The organism is Schlesneria sphaerica, from assembly GCF_044336245.1.
In the GTDB taxonomy this organism is placed as follows: Bacteria; Planctomycetota; Planctomycetia; order Planctomycetales; family Planctomycetaceae; genus Schlesneria; species Schlesneria sphaerica.
The window spans coordinates 4,811,140-4,837,028 of record NZ_CP172346.1 but is presented as its reverse complement, the minus strand read 5'-3'; the positions used below and the strand labels follow the sequence as shown (position 1 = coordinate 4,837,028).

Here is a 25,889-nt window from a genome sequence, read left to right as displayed (position 1 = left end):
AGAGGATCGACCCGTTCTCTGAGAACAGCGCAATTACCGCGTTCCCCGCCAACGGTCACTGTGCAATCGACTCTGCCCCGCTGCCACCCCCGGCCAGGGAGTATCGCACCTTCGCTTGCTGTCAAAGAACGAAAGCTGATCGGCCGATGTCCATTCTTCGATGATCAATGGTTCCTCGCGAAACCCAAGCTGCTGTTTGACAAATCGCGTCAACACCAGCAGCGGGGCGAACAGCAACCCCATCAGTAAAAAGACAATCGGTAGTAGCGGGCCGCGGCTGAAGAATGTCTCGAACTTCGAGAAGTAGTGATTCCAGCCGAGCAGGACCATCATGGCCGCAACACTCAAGTAAGGCCCGAACGGGATTTCTCGCGAGGACCGCAGCGTGAACGTAATTGAGGTGGCAATCAGGGCACACAGCGGTGCCACGAGGAAGAACACGATGAGAGACGCCTGCCAGCCCATGAAGCTGCCAATCATCGCCATCAGAATCACATCCCCGAACCCCATCGCTTCCCGCTGAAAGGCCCAGTGCCCCAGAATCCGCACGATCCAGACTGTTCCCCCACCCACAATCAGGCCGAGCACGCTCGAGAAGAGACCGTGTAGATGCGGATGCGCGTTAAAGAACGGAATCTGCTCGGGCAGGTAAAGCATCCAGTGCAGCCACACGGGCAACACAGGCTGTAGTCCATTCAGCTCGTAAGCAGAGAAGAACCACGCGGGCCACAGCGCGGGAGCCCCCAGAATTCCCGCACCGACGATCCCGGCAACGGTGGCAGGGACCGTCACCCCGTCGGGAATGATCATCAGGTCGAAATCGATGAATGTCGCCACCAGCAGTGCTTCTGCCAGAATCAGGAAGTAGACGTACTGCGCATTCACCAGCCAGACCTGCATCGGTTGGGTCAGCCCCGGCTGTGCCAGAGCGCCGAGCGGAGAATAGAGAGCACTCCATTCAATCCGCGCATTAAACCCGGCGGGAACGATCGCCAGATAAAGGACAACCCACAGCAGTCCGTTAAAGAGTTCGATCAACGCGTAACGCATTGAGATTGCATGTCGACAGAAACGACATCTCCCCCCCAGCCGCAACCAGCCGAGAATCGGGACATTATCGACGGCCAGAATCCGCTTTTTGCAGTACGGACATGACGAGGGAGGATGGTTCAATCCAGTCAACTGATCCCACAGCCGTTCATGCTGCGGAATGCGATAGATGCAGACGTTGAGGAAGCTCCCCACCACCGCCCCGAAGATAAACAGCCAGCTCAGGACAATAATGAGCGGGATATCGCCGGGAATCATGTGGTCGCCTGCTGTCGGAATTCTGGAGGAAGTTGGGTCAGGATTCGCTGAACGAGACCTTCGATTGAAGTCCCCTCCGACATGACGGTCACTGTTGCGCACGACTGGTACAACGGTTCCCGCTGGGAGACAAGAGCTCGAATCTCTTCGACCCCTCCCATCGCTGTCAGATTCGGTCGGTGGTTGGACGGCGAGCCATTCCGCAGGATGCGCCGGGCGATCGTCGCGACGCTCGCCTGAAGCCAGACGACCGGCCCGGCATTTCGCATGTCCTGTCGCGTCGCTTCATTCAGGATGGCCCCCCCACCGGCGGCAATCACCAGACGATCCCGCTTCAGTAACCGAACCAGGACTTCACGCTCAAGCCGCCGGAACTCGGGCTCACCATCCGTCGCGAAGATCTCGCGAATCGACCGGCCCGTCGTATTTTCGAGTTCAACATCGGCATCCACCCAGTCAAAACCGAGTTTCGCGGCCAGACGCGGAGCGACGGTGCTTTTTCCTGTGCCACGATAACCGATGAGAGTGATAAGCATTTCTGCAGGGGGTCAATCACGAAAAACAGTCGACGTAAAGGGCTGCCACAGACCACACTCTAACAATTCCTGAGGGCGATTTGAAACGCGTCGACGGGACCTTTCGCGAGTCGTTCGTCCTGGTCGAAGCTGAGCACGACGGGCCGCCGCAGCCCCTGCTGAAAAAACAAAAGCACCCCGTCAGATCTCATCAGAAAGACCGGACGAGGTGCCATATCTACGTCGTAATCACCGAAGATGCTGGACGCAAACCGCTGAAAACGAGCTGACAACCGCTATTAGCGACTGGCCGGACGTCAGGTCACGGACGAACAGACGTCATCCATCAGCCAGTGATTGATGTCACTCAGCATCTTGACGGTGGGAGCCGTGCCGTAGTCCTGGTAAAAGCGGGTGCCGATCCGCACACCAGAAGCATTCAGCAGGCGTCCTGCGGCGATCAGGCCACGGGCATTGCCGGATCGGGCATTCGTCGTTGCGGCAAGCAGAACCCGCTTATCACGCAGTTCATGAGCCTGTCGCTGCGAGAAGGGGACGAGTGGCAGCGATCCGTAGAAACAGGCCGCCCCGCCAAACCATTCCGGCTTGTGGATAAGCAGTTCCATCGCCGCTGAGGCGCCGCTCCCAAAGCCAGCCAGATAGATTCGCTCGCTGTGGATGTGACGTTCCCGACGCAGAGACAACACGAGTGACTCGACATCGTCGATCAGTTCCCGGACAGCCTCATCCGTCGTTGACCAGCGGTATCCGTCACCCGATCGAACGTTCCCACGCAGGGCCAGACCGATGTAGTTCCGCTCACTGATGTTCGGCATCACCGAGGCCAGTTCTTCCTCAGACGAGCCATCGCCATGGAACCAGACGACGAGCGGATAGGCGTACCGCGCCTCGTAGTGTTCCGGCAGATGAACCGAGTGGGGACGATCCGATTTCGGACGTGGCAGAAACGGGCTCGATTCGCCGGCATGCAGCGTCTCGATCAGTTCGATGATCTCGCTGTGCGTGGGAAGCTGATCCTCATCGAACGTTCCGTCCAGGACAGAATCTTCAACGGGGGGCGTCAAATCATGGAACCTGCGGCCCCACGGCGTCGGATCGAGACGATCAGAGTCTCCGGACTCCCAATCGAAGTTGAAAAAGGAGCGTTCGGTCATTTCCGCAGTTCTCCTGGGGACACTTTCAGTCCGACCGGGTCGAGTTTTGTAATGATTTGTCGAGAGACTGTCCGGATGGGGATCGAGGGTCGAGGCGAATCCTGCAGACTGACTTCTTCGCCAGTGAACGCAATGCTGTCACGAACGTCGCTCATGGGAAAATACTTCCCCGGGCATTCCGTCGCTTTCACATCGCTATGCCCCACAATCTTGTTTCCTACGATGCGGTAGTCTCTTTTCAGGATTCCCACCAGCTTTTTGACCGCAGCTACCTGGGCTTTTGTCGGTGGTGATTCTTCGAAATTTCCAATCAGAACGATGCCAATCCCAAGCTGGTTATAATCCGCCACTCCGGCATGGGCACCCTGCATTTGCTGTCTCCAGCGAAATGTGGGCTCGATTTCTCCGTCGCCCATCCCCTTACCGTTGCCAATGACAAAGTGGTAACCGACGCCCAGCCATTGTTTGCCATTCTTGTCTTTGCGCTTCAGATGCTCTTCGTGAATACTTTCCACACTTCCGCTTTCGGCAGCCGTGTGATGCAGAACGATGTAACTCCAGTCGCGTGATTCGATGTCCGGCTTCCAGGGGTTCTTCTTCGTGATCGGGTCGATCGGATGCATTGTGGGAGGACTGAATGACTCCACGGGTGGCGTCTGAATCGGGTTTGGACGCATCGAGGATGGAATCGAAGCGGTTGGCGGGACAACAGTCGATTGATAACAGCCCGTCCCTCCGACACTACAAACAATCAGACACGTCGCCACCAGAGACTTCACAACCAGCCATGCTGTCCCGCTCGTGAACCAGGGAGTCCCTTCGACACGTCGAGCCTCTCGTTCATTCAGCGCGTGCTTCTTGCTGCGGTTCATGCCCCATCCATTGGGTAGTATCAACTCGCTCGACCGGGGTGTTCCAAGCGGTCAGGACTGTAGTTTTCTCGTGAAATCATGTCAACGTAGAGTGTTTTGCGGACAGGGTTTCAGACCATCGGAGACAGGGCGAGACCGTTAAAGCTGGTCGGATTTGCCGGCTTTTCACGCACTTTTGAGGGCCGGTAACTTCTCGCAGCCCACCTGAATCACCTAATTGTCACGCTAGACGCGAAATTCATCGGTTTTGGGCCGCGTACGCGAATCCTCTCAAGTTGAGCGAGAAACCAGCCTGCCGCTCACCCCCGGCGGGCCCCCTGGTCCGCGTCCTCTGTGACGGAAATCGGGTGACAATAAAGAGTGATTCGGGCGGGCGATTTCCTATTGACGCTGACTCCGGTTACAGGTCTGCTAGTATCTGAAGACTGCGAGTCCCGAAAGAGAACCTGCTCGCACGATCCACTCGACCACGCCGAACCGATTGTAGCGATTTGATTCGAACGCCCCGTCTCGAAGCGGATCGCTTCTTGAACGGCTGGTTAAGTCCCGATAAGATCCGTCCGGGCGTCAGTTATCCATTAATCCACCCTCTATCGAAAAAGTTGCGAGGATATGTCGAAAGCGACGGACATCCGCATTAAGAGTGCCGCTTGCGCCGTTGAAACCATCCCGTTCCGGGCACCGCTGAAATTTGGCGGTCGCGTCATCGAAAAAACACTTCAGCTGAATGTCGATGTTGAAGTCGAGTCGCGCGATGGAAAGCGCCACTCCAGCGGTTTCGGTAGCATGCCCCTGGGTAATGTCTGGTCATGGCCGTCTGACAAAGTGACGCCCGATCAGAGCGAAGCACTGATGCTGCGATTCGCAGAAGAAGTGGTCGAACTCGCAGGAAACTGCACGGAATATGGCCACCCCATCGACCTGGTCTATCATCTGTCTGGTGAATATGACCATCTCGCAAAGCGCCTGGCTCAGCAAATGAAGCTGGCCGAGCCGATGCCCGAACTGGCCCAGCTTGTGGCAGCCAGTCCGTTCGATGCTGCATTGCACGACGCTTATGGTCAAATCCATAATCGTAATAGCTTCGACACACTGACGTCGAAATTCATGAACTATGATCTGGCTTACTATCTGGATGCCACCTTCAAAGGGGAATATCTCGATAAGTACACGCTGCGTGAACCCAAAGAGCGTCTGCCGCTGTATCACCTTGTCGGAGCCCTCGACCCGTTGACCGACGGGGAAGTCACCAAGAAGATTGGCGACGGTCTGCCTGAAACGCTCGAACAGTGGATCGCCTACAATGGCCTGACCCACCTCAAGATCAAGCTGGCAGGCGATAACTTCGACTGGGACGTCGCCCGCACACTCGCCGTCAATGCCTGTGCCGAACAAGCCCAGGCGAAACGGGGCTGCACGCAATGGTTCTACTCGGTCGACTTCAATGAGAAGTGTCAGAATGCGGCCTACGTCGTTGATTTCCTCAACAAGGTGAAATCGGCATCGCCCGCTGCCTTCGACCGGATCCAGTACGTTGAACAGCCCACACACCGGGACTTGCGCGCCAATCCCGACAACAAGATGCATGAAGCGGCCAAGCTCAAGCCGATCGTCATCGATGAATCGCTCGTCGATTACGACAGCCTGCTGCTGGCTCGCGAGCAAGGCTATACCGGCGCCGCCCTCAAGGCATGTAAAGGACAGACCGAAACACTGCTGCTGAGCGCTGCCGCTCAGAAGTTTGACATGTTCCTGTGTGTCCAGGACCTGACCTGCCCTGGGTACTCATTCCTGCACTCCGCCAGTATTGCAGCACACCTTCCCGGCATCGCCGCGATCGAAGGAAATGCCCGACAGTACTGCCCTGCCGGAAACAAACCCTGGGCCAAGCGATTCCCAACCATGTTTGAAATCACCGACGGAACGGTCGGCACCGGCGTCCTCAATGGAGTGGGATTGGGGATCTAACCTCAATACTTAACCCTTGATGGCACCTGCAACCCCCGTCCGTGCTGGCGGGGTTTGCATCTCGTCGGCCTCGCCCCCTGGATCAAACGTACAAGAAAGCCCCCCCGACGAATCACTCGTCGGGGGGCTTTTATTTCATCACGGTCGCCGAGAGAGATGATCAGCTCACTCGCCACCTCCATGTGCAGGCGTCAGACCGCAAGCGGCATCAGAGCAGAATGGTCTGCTCGCGATCGGGGCCAATGCTGATAAATTTGGCCGGCACCTCCAGCAATTCGCTGACCGTATCCACGTACTGCCGTGCCCCTGCCGGAAGATCGCTCAACTTGCGAGCGCCGGTAATATCCTTCTTCCAGCCTGGAATCTTGCGGAAGATAGGTTTCGCCACTTCCAGGTCTTCGACGTGCGACGGGAAGTCCGTCGTCCGCTCACCCCGGATGTCGTACGCCTCACAGATATTCAATTCGTCGAGCTGCGCCAGGACGTCAAGCAGCATAACAGCGATCTGATCGACACCACAAACGCGAGCTCCGTAGGCCGTCGCCACGGCATCGAACCAGCCGCAACGGCGAGGACGTCCGGTGACCGTACCATACTCATGCCCCACGTCACGAATGTGCTGTCCAATCTCGTCGTTGAGTTCCGTCGGGAAAGGACCGCCACCGACCCGCGTCGTGTACGCCTTGACGACACCAATCATCCGCGTGATCGCACGCTGGGGAACTCCGCTGCCGCTGTGAATCCCGGCCGCCGAGCTGTTGGAGCTGGTGACGAACGGGAACGTTCCATGATCGACGTCCAGCAGGCTTCCCTGAGCCCCTTCGAACAGGACATTCTTCTTCTGCTTCAAAGCCTTATGCAACCAGGCCGTGGTATCAACGACGTGTGGCGCCAGCTTTTCGGCAAATGCGACGTAGGCCTCATAGATCGCATCGGCGTCCAGCGGAGTGATTGATGGATCAAGCGATTTCAGCGTCAGATTCTTGAACGCCACAATCTCGGCCAGCTTGGCACGGAATGTTTCGCGATGATAGAGGTCGCCAACGCGGATCGCGTGACTGCGACCTGCTTTGTCGCGATAGCAGGTTCCGATTCCACGTCCGGTCGTTCCGATGGCGTTATCGCCCCGTCGTTTTTCGAAGACAGCGTCTTCGATGATGTGGTATGGCAGAATGACGTGAGCACGATCGCTCACGAGCAGATTTCCGCCGTCGACGCGTACACCACGGTCGGTCAGCGACTTCATCTCTTTGAGGAGCGCGTCGGGATTCACGACCAGGCCATTGCCAATGACGGCGGTGACACCGGGACGCAGAATGCCTGTTGGCAGCAGGGACAACTTATAGGTTTGGCCGTCAAATTTGACCGTATGGCCGGCGTTATTGCCCCCCTGGTACCGCACGACAACTTCATGCGAATCCGTCAGGAAATCGACGATCTTTCCCTTGGCTTCATCGCCCCATTGCAGACCTACGACTGACGTCACTGACACAATACGAACCTTCAATGAAAATACGGATCGAGAGGCGATTACGGCTGCCGCTCAAAACAAACTTCGTACCAGCGGAGACCCGACATGAATTCTTGAATCCCTCATCGAGCTACCGGATCATCATTCCCGACTCATCGGACCGCTTCGTACTTCGCTTCTGCAAATGTCGCGTCCCCAAGGATTCTCCGGGCGCGAAAAACGCGAGACAGACATCGGTGTCCGCCCCGCGAGTCCCACCTAGTCTATCGCACCGGCTCGGTAATGTGGAGCGTCACACGGTCCTCGTTAAAAAACCGTCCGAACAACCGTACAGACATCCTTTTGCCGGATTTTCAGGTGCAGAGAGGATTAGCCACAAAGTCTGCCATCCCACCACGATTGGAGATTCTCTCGCCGCGAGCGGACCGCGTTCACCCCCCGCGCTGCTCTCCCCCGTCCCGAGATTCCAGCAGACGTTACTCTTGCGCTCCCCCGGCAGACGACTCGTCCACTGTCCTGAGAAGTTCAATCCGATCAAAGAAAGCGGGCCCACCAATCGCCGTGGGCGCAATTCCAGTGAGGGTAAAATCACCGAAGTCCTGCCACAAATCGCGCGTGATGACGACCCAGTCACCGGGAGGACGGGGTGCCAGTCCCACCGCCTGCCATGCGGTCAGATTCTTTCCCGCGAAGTACCGGCGCAGCGGCTCTTCAGCCGGGGGCCACATCCCCTCATCGGCCAGTTCCAGCATGACCCCTGAGGCCTGAGGGGATTTCCAGGCAAACCGCAGATAACGATATTCCCCCACCACGGGCTTCTCGCGAATTCGAAACTCCCAACCTTTGATCCGGGCTGAATACCGCTGCGGAGGGGTAATTCTGAGGCACGATTCCCCAGCGAATTTCTCGGTCGTCACGAACTCGGCCGTCCCCTCCCCTTCTGACAGCGACATCGCCATGCTCGGGTTGTCATCGAGTAGCACCACACGCTGCTGAGGCTGCCTCAACCAGGCAATCGCGTCTGCCACATCCTTTGGCTTCAGCGACTTAACGAGGTCCTCTGGCATCAGTGAAATCGACGAGACCCGCAGCTCATCGATCTCGTTCCTCAGAATCACCTGCTGCTTCCCCTCCGGTTGCTTCAAAGTCACGCTGGTGGGGGATTCGGACCCCAGTAGCCCGGTGAAGACTTGCCCGGCGGTTGTGGAAATCGTGTACGTCATATAACCGGGCGAAATCGTTTCGCTCGGCGACAGAATGTCCTTGATAATGGTCTCTTCCGCCCGCTGAAATTCAGAACTCAAATCGGGCCCGACAGCAAAACCGACACCGTGCGCCTGATGGCATTTACCGCACACGTCCCGAAAAACCTGATGCCCATGAACCGGATCACGGGTTTCCTGCAGCGCTGCCGTGAAACGAGGATACGCTTCGAGCGCGGCCGAATTCGTTACCGTCAACAGGCTACCGGCACGTTGACGGACGGCGTCGTCTTTATCGTCCAGCAGGACCGCCCGATGGACGGCCGACACCAGCGATGCCGGCACGATTTTCTGCTCAATCGCGTCCAGCAGGACAGGGATGCGGTCTCGTCGCGAGAAGACCGCGCCCAGGATCGCTTCACTCACACGTGGCGTTGCGGACGGCAGTGCATTCACCAAAGTCTGTGCGATCGAATCCTCATTTTCTGATGCAAGCTCACCGATCGCGGCCAGCCGATGGTCCACGTTCAAGGTTACGTCCTGCGTCTGTTCCTGCAAGCGGGCCAGGCGCGCGGAACGCTCTTCCTCAGTTTCGAGCTTCATCAGACGAACAAGTTCTTTCGCCAGCGATTGCACTTCGAGGTTGTCACTTCCGGTGAGCGACTTGACCTCGTCCCTTGCTTCGCTCGTCAGCGTCAGATCCGTGGCAATCTCAAAACTGGACCGGATTCCGCGCAGGCCCACGACCTGCACGTCAGGATTCTCAAGACGGCAGATCCGCTTGAGCGACTGACTCAGTTCTGCTTCGTTTCGCCGAGCCCCAATTGCAAAGCAAAGTGGTTTCAGGAAGCCGCGTGCCTCACCCAGAGTCTCGGGATGGTCAAGCAGTACCGTCAAAAACTCACCTCCTCGATTCGCCAGCGAACTGAGAATCGCGGTCGACACCCACGGATCGCTTCCCCTCTGCCGCGCCAATTTAGCCAGGGCTGGCAACACACGCGCATCCGGGCTGACGCCCAGCGACAATGCCAGTTGCAACTGAACATATCCCTCGGGGTTTTCCGCCAGTTCCAGCGCCCGATTGAACAGTACAGGTGAGTCTGCAAATCGGCTTTCCGCAAGCTGAAGCACTTGTCGCCGCACACCCCCGTCCGGATGGGACAGCAGCGTTTCGAGCAATTCAGGGGAAAGTTCCTCAAGACCATCCAGCGTATGAATGGCGTTGATCACCGCCGCAGGTTGATGGCTCTCGCGCGCCAATCGAACCAGAGCGGGTGCAGCTAGCTTCCCCTTTCGCTCAATCAATAATCGTCGAGCGGTTTCACGCCTCCAGAACAATTCCGAGCCTACTTCTGCGGCAAGTTCGTCCGCAGTCAGTCGGCTCATGTCGGCCGACGGGACCGGGTGCGTCTGGTCAGAGGTGATTTTCCAGATTCGTCCGCGATCCTTCCCGTTCGTCACACCATACTGCTGCTGCAGATACCGAGGAATGGCCGAGTAATCCTCGATAATTTCGCGGTAGAAGTCCGTCACCCAGACACTTCCGTCAGGTCCGTGTGACAGTGCGATCGGATGGAACCAGGAATCGACCGTCGTGAGGAACTCCGACGATTCCTCGCCCGGGGCGCGGTGCAATTTCAGTTTCAGACCGTCCCGTTCTACCACAGATCGGTGGATCAAATTCTGCGCCGGTTCACACGCCAGCAGGTGTCCCTTAAGTCCGGGCAACACGGAATCCTGGTAGACCAGCGGACCGCAACACGAGGTGAAGTAGCCGTTCGGTGCGGACTCGGCAATTCCGTAACCATCCGTATAGAACTTCGAGAAACCAGGGTCATCCGCTCGTTTGGTTCTCCAGGGGTGAGCTTTGCTGGTCGGATACACCCGACGATCGGGAAAGACTTGCATCGAAAGCGATGGGGTCACGACATACGGATTACGTGCGAGAGAATGCCACGGCAGCGGTACAACAAAGTGCGCAGGCCAGCCGATGGAACTGATAAAGCGGTCTCCCCCTTCGGTGAAGGTGTGCCCCAAACCGCCGACCGCCCCACTGACCGGCTCGATCGCGGAACCGTCCGCCTTGATGCGGAAATCCGTGTCAGGAAGCGGGACGGGCGCCGGGAGATGCGGGCCGGTAATCGTGGCGTCCCGGTGCGGACGGCCCACATAGATCCAGTCGTCCAATCCCCATTGCGGATTACCCATACGACGGTCCAGGACGCCGGTAGCAAATCCAGTGAAAAGGACTTCACGCACCTCAGCGGTTCCGTCTCCATCCCGATCCGCCAGAAAAATAATGTCCGGAGCGCAGACAACGATCACACCACCACGCGCCGGACAGATTCCAAAACAGGCGGGCAACCGATCAGCCCAGACGTCAGCCCGGTCCATCTGGCCATCACCATCGGTATCCACTAATTGTTTGACGGTACCATAGGTTCCGGCTTTGGCCGCTTCTTCGACGTGTTCGGGGACAAAAAAGCGCCGTACGACCTTATCGAGCTTCCCGGTCTGATTGAGTTCGTCGATGTCGATCTGACCGTCGAGGTTAAATCCGTGCAGCTCGCAGACGAACAGGCGTCCCTGCTCGTCAAAGCAGACCCCCGACGGTTCGCGGATCAGCGGTTCGCTGGCGACAAGCTGCATTCGCATCCCGGCGGGAAGTCGGAACAGTTCGGCCGCTGCTTGCGGCGCCTGGGGCTGCGGAGCATCGTCGGGAGTGGGCATTTGCCCCAGCAGTAGTGATGAACTGTGTGCCACCAGAAACGCCAGCGTCGTCAACATCCGCATGACTGCACATCTCCTTGACATCGTCAGAAACTCACGACTGTTCGCCAATCGACGTGGAACCGGAGGCTTTGAGAATGCAGACTCACAGAGGGAAACCCACATCCTGAAATCGAGGCCTGATTTATTCGGACGGAAAAAGCTACACTGAGCCGAGTCGAAAACAAAGTGCGAGAATCACCCGAGCTGGCGGTCGAGCGACCATCGTTCACTGGCGCGGGAAAGCTCTCGCCGAGCGACCGGATCGCGTCCTTCTTTCGTGGACGACTCAGCAGAGCCTTCGCCCTCGGGCATCTGACCGTCGTTTCCGATAAGAATGTCCGTGTCTTGCCTGCATTCGGTCGCAGGTTGGTTTTACATATTGTCATTCTCACGAACTGCCGTCACGTCGTTCGTGATCAAGAGAGCTGCCTGCTGGATTGTTCATGAAGCTTAAAAGTTTGCCTGAAGACTTCGAGGTCGAAGAACTCAGTGATTTCCCGATGGATGGCGGCCCGTTTGCCGTCTACCTGTTGACCAAGCGGTCGCTGGGCACCCCGGAAGCGATAACGGCCATCTGTCACCGCTGGAATTTCCCCCGTAAAGTCATCAGCTATGGCGGCCTGAAGGACAAGCACGCCGTCACCCGACAGTGGGTCACGATCCTGCGGGGTCCCCGCCGCGACTTCCGCGAGGAAAACTTTTCACTGACCTACCAGGGCCAGGCGAGTCGCCCATTTGAGCCGCATGATATTGCCGCCAACCGATTTCATATCGTGATGCGAAACCTGACCGCCGCTGCCGCTCAGCGAATCCTGAGCTGCCGTGAATCACTCGAACGGTACGGTGTTCCCAATTACTACGATGATCAACGATTCGGTTCCCTGGGGGAATCGGGTGAATTCATCGCGCAGCCTTGGTGTCAGGGAAATTACGAACGAGCTCTCTGGCTGGCGATCGCGGAACCGAATACACATGACCGGCCGAACGACCGCGACGAGAAAGAAATCATTCGTCATTTCTGGGGCGACTGGGTCGCGTGCAAAAACGCCCTCCGAAAATCCTCCGCGCGCAGCATCATCACGTACCTTGTCGACCATCCAGACCGATTTCGAGAAGCCCTGGCCCTGCTCCGTCAGGATATGCGTAGTCTCTGGCTGGCCGCCTTTCAAAGTGACATCTGGAATCGCTGTCTGGCAGCCACGTTGCAACAGCATGTCTCGCCGGAACACTGCTTCCCTGTTTCACTCGCAACGGCCGATGTCCCCTTCTTTACAGAACTGAGCGACACCGCGAATGAGGAACTCAGCAACCTCCAACTCCCTCTACCATCAGCGCGTTTGCATCTGGAACCGGGTCCCCTGCTGGATCTGTACGAACGGGTCCTCAGTCCGCTGGGTCTCGCCCTGCGCGAACTTCGCGTCAAGTATCCTCGCGACAGTTTTTTCTCCAAAGGAGAACGACAAGCGGTCATCAAACCGCAAAAACTGAGGATGCATCAGGCAGACCAGGACGACCAGAACGAAGGCCGCCAGCGTCTCACGCTGGAGTTCATCCTTCCCCGAGGCGCCTACGCCACGATCATCGTGAAAAGACTGACGTTGTTTCCGTGACCCTCACTCCTGCGGTTCCAGGCGCTGCAGTCGAGTGCCAGATGCACACACCACCTTCCCGTTATCACGCGCCTGATCATCGACGAAACCTGCACCGAACATAGCTTAAAGGCTATTGACAAAACCGGTCGCGGGGATATGGTGCATTCCTGTGGAATGTGGCAACGACCAACGAATTCGACACGTGGTTCAGGACGCTGGAGAGCGATGCTCAGGCGGAAGTCATCGCCAAAGTTGAACTGTTGAAACTATTCGGACAAAGACTGGCGAGGCCGCATGCAGACACTCTTAAAGGTTCAAAGCATGTAAAGGTTCAAGCATGCCAATTTGAAGGAACTTCGAGCGGACACGTCAGACAAGGTCATTCGTGTTGCGTTTGCCTTTGATCCCGAACGGACGGGAATTTTGCTCGTCGCAGGGGACAAATCGGGCGTCAGTCAAAAACGTTTTTACAAACAATTGATCGCCAAAGCGGACCAGCTATTTGATGCGCATCTGGAGGCAATCAAACGAATCAACCCAACAGGAAACATAGACGATGGCTAAGTCATTCGACGAACTCGTCCGGCAAACAACGACGAAGAAAACACAAGCGAATGCGGCTCGCCGAACCCAGGAGTTGCTAGGCGAATTGCTTCTGAGCGAAGTCAGACGCCTGACTGGCAAGAGTCAGCAGCAGGTCGCCGATTTGCTGGGAATTAAGCAACCGAGCCTGTCGAAACTCGAGAAGCAGTCGGACATGCACATTTCAACGCTCCAAAAAATCGTGGCAGCCCTGGGGGGCGAATTAGAAGTTCTCGCAAAATTTCCCAACGGCACTGTCAGAATCGATCAGTTCGATCAACCACGCCAGCCAGGCGACGTTCGTTCCTCAAAAAGCAGCGGCTGAGCAGAACGATTTTTGGTTAATCCACGTCGCACCCGCCCTTTTCCGTTGACGCGATTTCGCAGTTAAACTCGTGGCACAGACCACTGGGTCAATCAACTGGATGAACCGCTCGCGATAAGTCGTACAGACTCACCCCGGCCACAAACAGCGAGCCTGCGCACAGAGTTCCGCCAATCCAAAAAAAGGGGAAGAACCCGGGGTCAGAAATGTCGCAATGGAAAAATCCCCAGCCGGTGATCCCGCAGACCACCCCCGACCACAGGAGCATTCCAAACCTGACAGCGATGCGTTGAGTGCTCGCGTGGTTGGACAGGATTAATCCCGTCGCACCGAACAGGACCCCAGCCGCCCCCACGACGACCACGTGCATCCCCGAGAACCACCCGAAGATTGCCGGCGCGGAGAACAGCAACAGTAGGAACAAGCTCATCACCCCCATGATCTGTCCGGACAGTTGGATGAACGGCACTGCAACGTTTCTTTGCATGAACCAACGTCCTCAAAGCGGAGGCGGGCAGCGTCAATCGAAAACGGCAAGCATCCCATTTCGTGATAACGCCATTTCGTGGTCAGCCGCGCCGCGAAATTCATTTCCCATATCGGTACGGCGGCCATGGCTCACCAGACTTCGCCAAGTCACGGATTTTCTGCGAGCTAAGACCTCGTCCGACTTTGACCTTACAGTCAGGCCTTTGATCCATGAATTCCACCACGGCCTTGGCTGAAAAACGATATGAATCACGCGAAGAGGCACCAATTTCCACCAATTCCAGGTTGGGGAGTTTGGCGAGAAAACCCCAACCTGCGTCTCCGAAGTGTGCCGAATAGAGTTCTATATCCTTGAGTCGACTGCTACGGGACAGAATTTCCAGACCGTGATTTGTCGTCGCCCGCCCCCCTACTTTGATTTCCTCTAAATCAGGCAAGCCCTCAATCAATCGAAGACCGCTGTCGGTCAGGGAGTTTCCAACGTCGAGCAACCGTAGGGATGGGTATGATTTGAGGACTTGCGCCGGTCCATCCAGAACCGCTGGCAACGAGCTATCCCAAAACGGCTTGGAATCATAAATCCAGGCTCGCACAATTTCCCTCGACTCATTCTGAACTCCGATGATGCCGTCACTCCCCTCCGTGTCACTCCACAAGCTCACTAATGGTTCAGAGAGACGATAGACCCCCGCCGGTTTGGAGACATCCGGGGCCGTATGATCCCATTTTGCGTTGACGCCGCGCAACTTGAGAAACAAATCCCGATCGCTGTGATGACTGAATTCGCGAACACTTCCGTCGGCCAGCAGCATCTGAGTGATCTCACGTACGGGGCTGCCAAAACCTTCTTCGGTCGTATTCAGTCCCAAGGCTACACTTCGCCATTCGTAGGGGTAACCGAATGGCTGAAACAATCCCTTCGCATCCCCCACCAGCAGCGTGTGGGCCGTTCCGTTCGTCAGATCAGAGAACGAGGTCGAACTATTGCGATAGAAGACCAGATCACTTCCGGAATAGTGAATGCGTGCCAACCCGTCATCGAGACGATCAGATCCAATCGAAGGATTGAGATAGCCGACACCGATATGGCGTTGAAAATACTGGAGTTGGTCAGGATGGTCCCACGGGATGTTGAAGTTCACACCACTGTAAAATGGGCTGGCATCCATATAAGGAGCAATGGATGTCGTCCACCCGTGAAATGCACGTCCTTCCGCGTTGAATACGCCACCAGGTGGTAACATGTTGCACGTATCCGCATAGTTATGAAGCGCCAGTCCGAGCTGCTTCAAATTGTTCTTCGACTGCGTGCGACGTGCCGACTCGCGAGCCTGCTGAATGGCGGGCAGTGCCACTGCGGCCAGAAGCACGAGCATCAGCAACGAGACGATTGCACCAATCCAGCGGCCTGACCACATGGTATTTCGCCCTTTCACAGTGAATCTTCGTATTGGTGCCCCGAACGGGGAGGCGTTGACAGAATTGCAATACCAACGGCTCCGGCCCCCCAGTCACCATCTCCCTGCCCCGTTACTTTTCACGTCGAGAGGGCCGCCGCTACAAGCTTCCAACATGAGAACACAAACGAGACATCTTGTCTATATTTTAAATCTGAAAGAGTCTCTCTCATCGACGGAAAAGCAGCTCTGGGGGTGTCGCCCTGCATCGGCCAGGACATCAAAGACTTGGCGCCACGGTGATCACTCGATGAATCATCGCAGCGGGAGAACCGCGTCCCCTATGCGAATCCGGTGATTGCAAGTCGAAAGGGGGATCACTATTGTCAGCCTGAGCCGACTTGTCTCTCGAAGCAACGGGATTGCCCGGAGATTGGATCGATCCACTGGATCTGGATTTGGGGACATGCGAACAAACTCATTCACGAACTTACTGACTCTCAGCCTCGTCGCGTCACTGGCCATCACGACGACGCCGGCGAAGAGTGCCGAGCCCACACCGATGCGATTTTCTTCCCCGCTCCAGTCGTACCTGGAATCCCGTGCAAGCGAGTTTGATCAGATTTCTGATGATCGAAAGGCTTTGCTCAATAAGCTGGCCCTGCATGTGCAGAAAAGAATTCAAGCCGATCAACCGGCCCGGTTGACCTTTATCTGCACGCACAACTCGCGGCGCAGCCAGATCTCCCAGGTCTGGGCGGCCACCGCCGCTCGCTACTACGGCATCAAAGGGGTCGAAACCTTTTCCGGTGGAACAGAGACGACCGCCTTCAACCCCCGAGCGGTGGCAGCAATGCAGCGAACGGGCCTCGAAATCCGGACCCGGAATGAGCCCCCCGCCGCTGGCGAGGAGACCAACCCGCGTTATGAGATTCACTTCCCGCAGGAGGAGCAGCCACTGATCTGCTTCTCCAAAGTCTACAACCAAGCTCCCAACCCGCAGAAAGACTTCTGCGCCGTGATGTGCTGCTCTCACGCGGACATGAACTGCCCCGTTGTTGCGGGCTGTACGCTCCGTGTTTCGCTTCCCTACGAAGACCCCAAGGAATCGGATGGCCGCCCTGATGAAGGGGCGACATACGATGAGCGTTGCGAGCAGATCTGCCGTGAGATGATGTACGTCTTCTCGCAGGTCACGCGATAACGCATCATTTCGATGATTTTTTCGATGGCGACCCCACCCCGTCAGCAGGCTTCGTGCAGCGGCGTCATGAGATTTTCTCCTGACAACTGGGCAGGTCCTTCAGGACGGCAGAGGACATTCCGCGCGAGCTCGGGAACGTGCGGCCATGGCAATCGAAATCCTTCAAACAAGCCGTAGTCTCTCCAGGCCGTCAGGTCCCATCATTTGCACGACTTCTGATCTGTCTGAAAATCCGCGAATCGCGGGGGTTGAGTTGCGTTCAACCTGCGACTTCCGCCAAGATTGCCATTGTTTTTCGATGGACAGCGATCTTCTGGAACTGCGGTGGTGATGTTCGGACTGTTTCCTCTAATTGCCTTCGGATTCGGCAGCCCCTTGATGTTGTGGGGACTGGCGGCCGGCAGCATTCCGATTCTCATCCACCTGCTGCATCGCAGGCGGTATCAGACGGTTCCCTGGGCGGCCATGCGATTTTTGCTCGCCGCCACCAAAAAGCAATCTCGTCGCCTCAAGCTGGAACAGCTACTGCTTCTGTTAGTCCGCACCATGATCGTGGTCTGCCTGGCACTGGCACTCGCGCGGCCAACGGCCGAAACGCTCGGACAATACTTCCAGTCCGAAGGCCCCAAGCATCGGATTATTGTGATCGACGCGACACTCAGCATGGGCAGCACGACCACCGGTCGAACCCGGTTTGATCGCGCCCGCGAGCTGGCCCGTCAGATTGTCGCCGGCTCCCGACAGGGGGACGCCATCAATCTTGTCCGCATCAGCGAATCAACGCCCCACGTCATCATCGCCCGCCCGGCCTACCAGTCGATGGCGGTCATCGAAGAGATCGAACAACTGCTTCTATACGACGAGCGCGTCGATGCGTCGATCGTTTTGAAGGAAGTGCAGGACCTGCTGTCACTCGCACCCGAAATTCGCCGGAAAGAAGTCTACCTGATCACCGACCTGCAGGCGTCAACCTGGGCGCCGGCCAATTCTGTCGAAGCCTCGCGCATCCGGGAAACGCTCAAGACGATCGGTTCCCGCTCACAGGTCGTCTGGCTGGATGTGGGTGATTCCAACGCGAGCAACACGGCCGTCACCGGGCTCAGGATCGATAACGATTTCGTTCTCTCCGGTCGCCCGGTCCGCGTAGCGGCCAGTCTCAAAAACTTCAGTTCGATCGGAGCGTCGAATCAGCTTGTCGAGCTCATGGTGGACGGCCAGTTGACCGACACCCAACGGGCCGACCTCCCTGCCGGACAGGAAGTTTCCGTCGATTTTTCGCCGACATTCAGCGACGGAGAACATCGGCTGAATGTCCGGATCGCGCCTGATGCGCTTCCCGTGGACGATGTGAGATCACTGGTCATTCCCGTTCGAAGTGAACTGCAGGTGCTGCTCATCAACGGCAAGCCTTCCGGCGAACCAATGGGCAACGCGACCGACTTCCTGAAACTGGCTCTTGCCCCCGAACTCCCCAACCGGGCCTTCTCCAGCCCGATGCGTCCCACGGTCATTCGAGAAAGCGAACTGCTCGGAACCGACCTCAGCCGGTATGACTGCGTCTTCGCCTGTAACATCGCGATGTTCACCGAACGCGAAGCCGAAGTCTTGCGCAGTTATCTGGAGGCCGGTGGCGGAGTGGTCTTCTGCCTGGGTGATCAGGTCCGCCCCGACAGCTACAATCAAATTCTGCATGCAGAGAAACAGCCGATCCTTCCCGCCCGGTTGATCGAGCGAACGGGTGATCCCCGCAAAAAAGAGGTGGCATTCACCTTCGACCCGGGAGAGTTCAACCATCCCATCCTGCAACCGTTTGCGGGAAATGCCAATGCCGGTCTGGAACTGACGAAAACGTTTGTGTACTTCAAAGCCGAAGTCGACGCGGACCGAGGGGCCGAAGTGGCCCTGGGGTTTAGCTCCGGCGACCCCGCGATTGTCGATGCCCCTTACGGCCGAGGCCGCGTGGTGCTGGTGACCACATCGGTCGACCGGGAATGGAGTACGTGGGCCGTCTGGGGCCATAGCCTGATTCCGCTGATGCACGAGACCGTGAACTATGCCGTCTCGGGACGGTGGAAAGACAGGGACGTCCTCGTCGGTCAGCCGTTGCAGTGTCACGTCGGGCTGCGCGCCATGGACACTCCCGCGGTCCTGCACCTTCCCAATGGTGATACCAAACAACTTCAGCCCTCGGCGGACGGGCGCAATATCACGTCAGAACCGACCGCGACCAGTGGATTTCACAAAATTGTGCTGGGGCCACCTGCAAATCGGACGGACTGGTTCGCCGTGAACGTCGATACCCAGGAAAGCGACCTCACCTCACTGCAAAGCGAAGACCTGCGGACCGAATTGATGCCGGGAATCGAGTTTCGTTACCTCACCGAATGGGAAGAAGCGACAGCGAGCAACGGAGAACAGGTGCGGGTGATTTCGACCGGGACGGGCTTCTCGCGGTCACTGCTGTTCGCGGCCATGGCCTTGTTACTGGTCGAACAACTGATGGCGTGGAACTTTGTTGCCGGGGCGGGCCTGCTGCTCGCATTCGCAATGGGATCGTTGACATTGAATGCCTACCAGTGGGATTCCTGGGTCGGCGCGGGGCTGGCGGCGGTCATCATCGTCAGTCTGGTGGCGCTGGTCCTGAAATTTCGCCCCGTCCTCCGATTAGGCTGAGACGCCAGAAACTTGAACTCTCTGCAAGTACGCGAAGAAAGAATCTTCCATCCACGAGCGCTCAGATGGCAATGAGAGATCACTGGCGGAGCCAGTGACAGGTATTCCAAGTTTCATGACGGATCGTTTTCCTTATTCATTCCGGCTTCGATGCAGGCGTGAGCCATCGCCATCGAACACCTATTCAGACATCCCATGAAATCTGCCCGTCGTCCACTGCTCTCAAATCACAATCGCTGCTGGATCTGGGGCCGAAATTCGGTTCTTGAAACCTTGCGAGCGAACTACTGGACGATTCTGGAATTGCTCTACAGTGACCGCTGCGAAGAAGCCGCACTGCGCGAGGCCTTTGATCTCGCCACTCGGTTCGATGTGGTCATCACGTACGTCCGAGACGCCGACATCACGAAGCAGTGCCGGTCTGAAGACCATCAGGGGCTTGCGGCCCGGATGCCTCCCTTCCCTTATGGAAACGTGGCAAATCTCTGGAAGCAATTACCTGCTAACCCGGTCCTGGTGTTGCTCGACCGTATCCAGGACTCGCACAATTTCGGCGCGATCGTCCGTTCGGTCGATGTCCTCGGAATGCACGGCGTGATCGTCGGCACGCAGGAACAATCCCCCGTGAACAGCCTGGTGGCCCGCAGTTCCGCCGGCGCCGTGAACTTCGTTCCCATCGTCCAGACCGAAAGCCTGACAGCGACTGCCGAAGAAATGAAGGAACGAGGCTTCCAGATCGTGGGTGCCTCTGACCACGCCACGCAGCCGATCTACGCGACCGATTTCCGCGGTCCCACGGTTCTGATCATTGGAAACGAAGGACGTGGAATTCATCCGACTCTCAAATCGCTCTGCAATCACTTTGTGCAGATCCCCGTTCTGGGACGAGTGAGCTCACTGAATGCGGCGGTGTCAGCCGGGATCTTGTTTTACGAGGTTCTGCGGCAACGCCGCGATGGAATTTAATCTGATCGGGTCGACGAACTGAATCCGTCCACCTGGAAGACTCTTTAGAAAGACATGGCATGTCTCTGGTTTTGAAGAATCCACATAGCGTCCTCGCAGCACTCAAGTGCCGCCCGCACGATGTCGTGGATATCCGCCTCCCAGCCGGGAAGCCCTCCCCCGCCTGGAACGAAGTGATTGAACTGGCACGACAGCACCAGATTCCGATCCGTACAAACCTTGCCGAAGAACCTCGACGGAACGCGAAGGAAGGAAAGTTCGAGCGCACTGGCGCGGCGCAGGCCACCGTCCGTGAACGAAATGGACTGCTGGTCGAAGAACTCTTCGCCGAGGCCTCAGCCAGCCCCGGACTGTGGCTGGCTCTCGATTGCCTGCAGGATCCGCACAACGTCGGTGCCCTGTTCCGCACGGCCTCGTTTTACGGAATCAAGGGAATCATCCTGACGCGGGACCGATCGGCCCCGCTGACGTCCACCGTCTATGATGTCGCCGCCGGTGGGCTCGAGTACGTCCCTTTCGGCGAACCGACCAATATGGCCCGCGCAATGAACATCGCCAAGGCAGCCGGGGTCTGGCTGCTGGGTGCATCCGAGCACGCGGAACAGGACGTCTCGCAGATCCCGCGTGACCGTTCGTGGATGCTGATTCTCGGGAATGAGGAACTCGGCCTGCGTCGATTGACCCTGGAAAAGTGCGACCAGGTCTGCAAGCTGACCGCACGGGGTGATGTCCCTTCGCTGAATGTTTCCGTTGCCGGCGGTATCCTGATGGCTGAACTATCGCGCGCGGTTTAAGATCGTGAGTGACGGCTTTCCCCTCGGCCTCCGTCCGTCAATCCGACGCGGCCCTATCGGACCACGACATTGTCCGGTCCTGCGACAAACCAGAAGACGACCGAAATGCATGCTGTTGAGTTTCTCAAACAATCCTCCGGTGACATCGCTCCTGTCGTCGTCCTGTCGGGTGGACAGCGGCATTTGAAACAAGCCGCGATGGCGAACTTGCGGAAGCGCGTGATCGACGATGACGAGACCTGCCTGACCCGATTTCCCGCGAAAGAAGCGACACTGCAAGCGGTCTCAGACGAACTCCATACCGTGTCGATGTGGGGTGATCGCCGTCTGGTGGTCGTGGATGATGCAGACGAATTCGTCACGAAAAATCGTGCAGGTCTGGAGAAACTGGTCGAAAAGCCCGCCAGGAAGTCGGTACTGGCCCTCGTTCTCGATTCGTTCCCGAAGTCGACAAAGCTCTACAAACTGGTCGCCGCGAAGGGGTTGGAGATCGAGTGTTCCGAGCTGAAAGGCCCGCAACTACAGAAATGGCTCCAGGAGACGTCCAAGGAGACGTACGGCCAATCGATTAGCCGGGACGCCGCCGTGTTGCTGATCGAACTGGTGGGCGACGAACTGGGGATGCTCGATTCCGAGCTGGCGAAGCTGGCGTCGTATGTGGGGTCGAAAGGAAAAATCGAAATCGAGGACGTCAAATCGCTCGTCGGCGGATGGCGGACCGAGACGACCTGGGCCATGACCGATGCGACCCGCGACAATGATCTTGATTTCGCCCTGACTGCACTCGATCAGTTGCTCACGTCAGGTGAACCACCCATGAAGCTGCTGGGGGGAATCTCGTACACCTTCAAAAAGTACGCCGTCGCAACCGATCTTTCACGGACGATCGCTCTCGATCAGGCGCTGCGACAAGCAGGGGTCTTTCCGATGGCCGTGAATGCCGGTCAGTCCTATCTTCGCCGGCTGGGCCGAACGAAGGCCGAGCAGATCCTGCAGCGACTGGTCCAGGTTGATGCGGGTCTGAAGGGCGCAAACCCTCTTCCCGAGCGGATTCAGCTCGAGCGTCTGCTGGTCGAGCTGTCCGGGCATGACCTTTCCTGAAACCAGCCGCGTGACTGCTTGCTAGGCAGCCTTCTTCAGAACGAGGCAGGTGTTGTTGCCGCCAAACCCGAACGAGTTCGAGACGGTGACATCAATCTCCCGTTCCTGTGGTTCATTGCGGACATGATGGAGCATCGCGCATTCGGGGTCCGTGTTGTCGAGATTGACGGTCGGCGGAATGAGCTGCTTTTCGAGCGAGACGAGGCAGGTCACGGCTTCAATGGCCGCCGCTGCACTGAGCAGATGACCGGTCAGCGATTTGGTCGAACTGATGGGGACATGGGAGACTTCGTCGCCGAGGACGGCTTGTAGAATTTTTGCTTCACAGATATCGCCGACCGGCGTTCCTGTGGCGTGCGCATTGATGTAATCAATCTCGTGCGGTTCCACCTTGGAGTTCACGAGCGCCTGCCGCATGGCGGCAATTCCCTGCTGCGGTTCAGGACACGGAATCACCATGTGATGGGCGTCACTGGTGGCACCAAAGCCGGCGACTTCGGCATATCGACGAGCCCCTCGCTTCACGGCAGCAGAAGTCTTTTCCAGCAGGAAGACCGCTCCCCCTTCTCCGAGGACCATCCCATCGCGATCCCGGTCGAAGGGACGCAGGGCTCCGTGCGGCGCATCATTCTTCCGTGACAATGCTCGCAGGTTGCCGAAACCAGCCAGTGAGAGCGGGGTAACACCAATATCACACGCGCCGGCGATGCAGAGATCGACCCAGCCCAGGTCGAGCCATCGTTTCCCCTGTGAAATCGCCCAGTTTCCGCTCGCACAGGCGGCAGAGATTGTTAACTGGGGACCATTCAGATTCAGCAGTTGATGGATCTTCGTCGTGACGCCGGCAGGTTCTTCCATCGGATCGAAAGCCCGACGGCCCCCGCGCCGGTAATCCATCTCCCAGCTCTGCATCCACTCGGCACCCATTCCCAGAACCAGTCCGATCCGCAGATGTTCGGGGCGTTTGTCCCAGCCCGCATCTCGCAAGGCCGATTCGACACACCAGATGCCGCACTGTTCGATCCGCAGTCGCGAACGAAAATCGACCTCGTCATACCCTTCCGGACAAGGGATTTCGCCAATCAGACTGGCGATCTGACTCGGATGATCCGTCACCTCAAATGCCGAGACACGCTCAATCCCCGATCGACCTGCCAGGAGACTCGATGCGAATTGTTCGTATCCGTGACCGATCGAGGAGGTCAATCCGACGCCTGTAATACAAACCGAATCTCGCTGATCCATCGCTGTCTCACTTTCTCAAATCATGTTGATTCTGTGTCGGCCGCCCCCGTGCCCCTGCCGGTTAACGGACCGAGGTGCGGAATGTTGATCGCTTACTCCCGACCACTCATGGCTCACCCTGAAATTGCCAGATGTGCTACGGTTTCCAACCCCCTCGATCAGGCAGCCCGTTTCTGACCTGGTGCCACGGGATTGACCAGAGGAATCGTGGTGGTGACCGCTGGCGACCAGTCCATTTCCACCCGTAGACCGCCGCCGAGATTCGTGGTCATCGTCTGTCCCTTCATTCCGCCAGCGACGAAGTTCTCAAACTGATTGAGCGCCGTCACCTGCGCAGGCACCGACAGCGGAACAACATTCTGCGAGTCGTAAACAATCGTCAGCCTGCCAGCGCCCGGCTGTGAGGTTGCAGGCTGGAGCGCCAGGGCCAAAGCTGTGCAGGAGGGATTGTTCAGAGACACTCCTTCGAGGTCGATCCGTTCGTCCGGTTCCCACCCCGAGAAAATGAGCCAGATTCCGGGAAGTTGATGCTGATCCAGCAGTGACGTGGCCGTCAGCCAGGCATCTGGTTCCCCGTCCAGTCCCCCTCCCACGCCGACACAGGGTCCATGGCAACCCAGAGCAAGCCCCACCATGCTGGCGGGCGAGTGCAGCGAGCGATTCGGAACGACTTGCACCGAGACATTCCACGGACCATCGACGGCATACTTGTTCAAGGCCTGCGCAAATGCCGTCCGCCCCAGATAGCGGGATGATGTCACGACGCCCCAGTCCTCGTACGATTCGGGGGGAGTCTCAAAGTTGCTGATCGCATCCCTGACTGCCACCAGGGACGTCAGAGTCTGCTCGTCAGAGTGTCTGAGAACGCTGTTTCCCAGATCACCGGGCAGGCTGCTGGACTGTTTTCTCAGGGCGTTTACCGCATCGTTCTGCAATCGCGCTATCGCGTACGAGGCAACGACACATTCAAGGGAACTGGTGTTGTTGGCACTCGGCTCTCGTTGAGGACTGGCGATTGATGACACTGGTGCCCCTCTATAAACACGATGAAAGTTTGAGTGGGATGAAATTCGAAGTGGCCCGGACGAATAAAAAACAGGCTTCCGTCGACTGGACAGGAAATTGCGTTACTACATGACTCTTATTCTTTAGACACGCGAATCTGTTTCAGCCGCAGTTCCATGTGGTGCCCCTGTTCAATCGACTTCTGACACGCAAGCCGCTCTTGCTCGTCAAACCATAGTTCCGCAGGTGACGGCCCGTCGATCTTGAAATGACGGCAGTTGAGCGTCCGGCCCGCACACGTAATCGTTTCAGTTCCGACATATTCGAGCGTCGCCGCCTGAGCGCGACCGTTATCCACGTCAATAATCGTTAGAGTGCTGTCGCGAACGTCCTGAGGTGGCAACCTCCAGTACGCCGTGGTCATCAGACACGGTGAGGAACAGGAAATCGGCTTTCCGTTGAAGGCGATTTCCTGATGACAGCCGTCGGTCTTGAGAGTGAATGAGCGTTTCTTGCCACCATCTTCACACCGCACACTGGCCGTTTCGACACGTCCTTCCCGCCAGACTTCTTTACCCTCAAGCTTGAAGGTGTAGGCGTAGACAATGACGTCGATCTTGACGTCGGTCTGAAACGAAACTTGCTGAGTATCGCCGACGGACTTGATCGTCAGCAGATGGGTTCCGACCGGCTTGTTATCGACGCGAACTTCAAATTCACGGACTTCGCCGGGTTCAGGCTTGCTCCGGGAGATCGTCGCGGAAACAGGAGTGATCTCACCAGCGAATACCCCGGTCTCGACCGCCACCCCCAAGACACACAAGAAGACAATTGACCAGTAGAAGTTTGACTGTCGCATCGCTCCCTCCCTGGAGCATCGTCAACGTTGAACCGAAGCCGCAAGCTCCGATCGTTCAATTCACCCGCTGTATTCTTCCACTGAGCGGCCCATCATCCTGATAGTCCTTATCAGTCATACAAGCGGGGTCCGCAGTCTAGCGACTTCTCGTTTTGCCACTAGATCTTTTACGAGGAAAAAATGACCTCTTCAGGGAATTTTCCGAAAAATCGGTATTGTAGCGTCTTGCAAAAGTTGTTTTGATCTCTCGGCATCCGACACTTTGGGCTTCTCCAGTACGGCGTTCGTCAGTTTGTCGGATCAATGGATCGTCGCTTGAACCAGCTCCGCTTGCGACGCGATCAGGTGAGCTTCCCATCATGGATGACTTCGGG

Annotated in this window: 20 protein-coding genes; 9 read left to right on the top strand and 11 right to left on the bottom strand. The window is 57.3% G+C overall.

From position 1 onward, the window contains the following. Positions 1-33 precede the first annotated feature (33 nt). From ACGY09_RS17640 to ACGY09_RS17625, 4 genes are all read right to left on the bottom strand, one after another. On the bottom strand, positions 34-1,308 hold the full coding sequence (locus tag ACGY09_RS17640; RefSeq protein WP_397568756.1) for a prepilin peptidase: 1,275 nt from the start codon (positions 1,306-1,308) through the stop codon (positions 34-36). Next, positions 1,305-1,844 carry a shikimate kinase gene (locus tag ACGY09_RS17635; RefSeq protein ID WP_397568755.1) on the bottom strand — a complete coding sequence of 180 codons (540 nt, stop codon included), beginning with the start codon at positions 1,842-1,844 and terminating at the stop codon, positions 1,305-1,307. Before ACGY09_RS17635 ends, ACGY09_RS17640 begins: the two co-directional genes overlap by 4 nt. Before the next feature lie 296 nt (positions 1,845-2,140). Beyond that, positions 2,141-2,998, bottom strand: coding sequence for an alpha/beta hydrolase (locus ACGY09_RS17630; protein ID WP_397568754.1), 858 nt, complete (start codon positions 2,996-2,998; stop codon positions 2,141-2,143). Continuing rightward, positions 2,995-3,870, bottom strand: a complete 876-nt coding sequence (locus ACGY09_RS17625) for an N-acetylmuramoyl-L-alanine amidase (RefSeq protein ID WP_397568753.1) — start codon at positions 3,868-3,870, stop codon at positions 2,995-2,997. The genes ACGY09_RS17630 and ACGY09_RS17625 overlap by 4 nt, the downstream gene beginning before the upstream one ends. Positions 3,871-4,482: 612 nt before the next feature. On the opposite strand from ACGY09_RS17625, the gene ACGY09_RS17620 reads away from it, so the two are divergent. Beyond that, positions 4,483-5,838, top strand: a complete 1,356-nt coding sequence (locus ACGY09_RS17620) for an enolase C-terminal domain-like protein (RefSeq protein WP_397568752.1) — start codon at positions 4,483-4,485, stop codon at positions 5,836-5,838. Positions 5,839-6,046: 208 nt separating this feature from the next. On the opposite strand, the gene ACGY09_RS17615 is transcribed toward ACGY09_RS17620, so the two are convergent. Next, a complete protein-coding gene (locus tag ACGY09_RS17615) occupies positions 6,047-7,330 on the bottom strand; it encodes an adenylosuccinate synthase (protein WP_397568751.1) in 1,284 nt (427 codons plus the stop codon). Between the two features lie 455 nt (positions 7,331-7,785). Next, the gene (locus ACGY09_RS17610) at positions 7,786-11,304 is read right to left on the bottom strand and encodes a PVC-type heme-binding CxxCH protein (protein ID WP_397568750.1); all 3,519 of its coding nucleotides are present in this window, start codon (positions 11,302-11,304) and stop codon (positions 7,786-7,788) included. Between the two features lie 422 nt (positions 11,305-11,726). On the opposite strand from ACGY09_RS17610, the gene truD reads away from it, so the two are divergent. The 3 genes from truD to ACGY09_RS17595 all read left to right on the top strand — a co-directional run bounded on the left by truD (position 11,727) and on the right by ACGY09_RS17595 (position 13,782). Further along, a complete protein-coding gene (truD, locus tag ACGY09_RS17605) occupies positions 11,727-12,893 on the top strand; it encodes a tRNA pseudouridine(13) synthase TruD (protein WP_397568749.1) in 1,167 nt (388 codons plus the stop codon). A 327-nt stretch (positions 12,894-13,220) separates the two neighbouring features. Further along, entirely contained in the window at positions 13,221-13,439 is a 219-nt protein-coding gene (locus ACGY09_RS17600; RefSeq protein WP_397568748.1) for a type II toxin-antitoxin system RelE/ParE family toxin, read from the top strand. Beyond that, complete coding sequence (locus ACGY09_RS17595; RefSeq protein WP_397568747.1) at positions 13,432-13,782, top strand: helix-turn-helix domain-containing protein; 351 nt, start codon at positions 13,432-13,434, stop codon at positions 13,780-13,782. Before ACGY09_RS17600 ends, ACGY09_RS17595 begins: the two co-directional genes overlap by 8 nt. 88 nt (positions 13,783-13,870) lie before the next feature. Here ACGY09_RS17595 and ACGY09_RS17590 read toward each other — a convergent pair whose 3' ends face one another. Together ACGY09_RS17590 and ACGY09_RS17585 are read right to left on the bottom strand one after the other, a co-directional pair. Next, a complete protein-coding gene (locus tag ACGY09_RS17590; protein WP_397568746.1) occupies positions 13,871-14,269 on the bottom strand; it encodes a hypothetical protein in 399 nt (132 codons plus the stop codon). Positions 14,270-14,369: 100 nt separating this feature from the next. Next, entirely contained in the window at positions 14,370-15,707 is a 1,338-nt protein-coding gene (locus ACGY09_RS17585) for a DUF1559 domain-containing protein (protein WP_397568745.1), read from the bottom strand. Between the two features lie 427 nt (positions 15,708-16,134). On the opposite strand from ACGY09_RS17585, the gene ACGY09_RS17580 reads away from it, so the two are divergent. The 5 genes from ACGY09_RS17580 (at position 16,135) to holA (ending at position 22,406) form a co-directional block, all read left to right on the top strand. Continuing rightward, positions 16,135-16,872: a protein-tyrosine-phosphatase gene (locus ACGY09_RS17580; RefSeq protein WP_397568744.1), complete on the top strand. Its 738-nt coding sequence runs from the start codon at positions 16,135-16,137 to the stop codon at positions 16,870-16,872. A 330-nt stretch (positions 16,873-17,202) separates the two neighbouring features. Then, a complete protein-coding gene (locus ACGY09_RS17575; protein WP_397571885.1) occupies positions 17,203-19,545 on the top strand; it encodes a BatA domain-containing protein in 2,343 nt (780 codons plus the stop codon). Between the two features lie 195 nt (positions 19,546-19,740). Beyond that, the gene (gene rlmB / locus ACGY09_RS17570; protein ID WP_397568743.1) at positions 19,741-20,511 is read left to right on the top strand and encodes a 23S rRNA (guanosine(2251)-2'-O)-methyltransferase RlmB; all 771 of its coding nucleotides are present in this window, start codon (positions 19,741-19,743) and stop codon (positions 20,509-20,511) included. 59 nt (positions 20,512-20,570) lie between these two features. Then, positions 20,571-21,305, top strand: a complete 735-nt coding sequence (locus tag ACGY09_RS17565; protein WP_397568742.1) for a 23S rRNA (guanosine(2251)-2'-O)-methyltransferase RlmB — start codon at positions 20,571-20,573, stop codon at positions 21,303-21,305. Between the two features lie 105 nt (positions 21,306-21,410). Beyond that, entirely contained in the window at positions 21,411-22,406 is a 996-nt protein-coding gene (gene holA, locus ACGY09_RS17560) for a DNA polymerase III subunit delta (protein WP_397568741.1), read from the top strand. Between the two features lie 21 nt (positions 22,407-22,427). Here holA and ACGY09_RS17555 read toward each other — a convergent pair whose 3' ends face one another. The 3 genes from ACGY09_RS17555 to ACGY09_RS17545 form a co-directional block, all read right to left on the bottom strand. After that, positions 22,428-23,651 (bottom strand): beta-ketoacyl-[acyl-carrier-protein] synthase family protein, encoded by a 1,224-nt coding sequence (locus tag ACGY09_RS17555; RefSeq protein WP_397568740.1) that lies wholly within the window; start codon positions 23,649-23,651, stop codon positions 22,428-22,430. Positions 23,652-23,809: 158 nt separating this feature from the next. Continuing rightward, entirely contained in the window at positions 23,810-24,676 is an 867-nt protein-coding gene (locus ACGY09_RS17550; protein WP_397568739.1) for a hypothetical protein, read from the bottom strand. Positions 24,677-24,792: 116 nt separating this feature from the next. Next, positions 24,793-25,515: a DUF6134 family protein gene (locus tag ACGY09_RS17545; RefSeq protein ID WP_397568738.1), complete on the bottom strand. Its 723-nt coding sequence runs from the start codon at positions 25,513-25,515 to the stop codon at positions 24,793-24,795. Between the last annotated feature and the right edge of the window lie 374 nt (positions 25,516-25,889).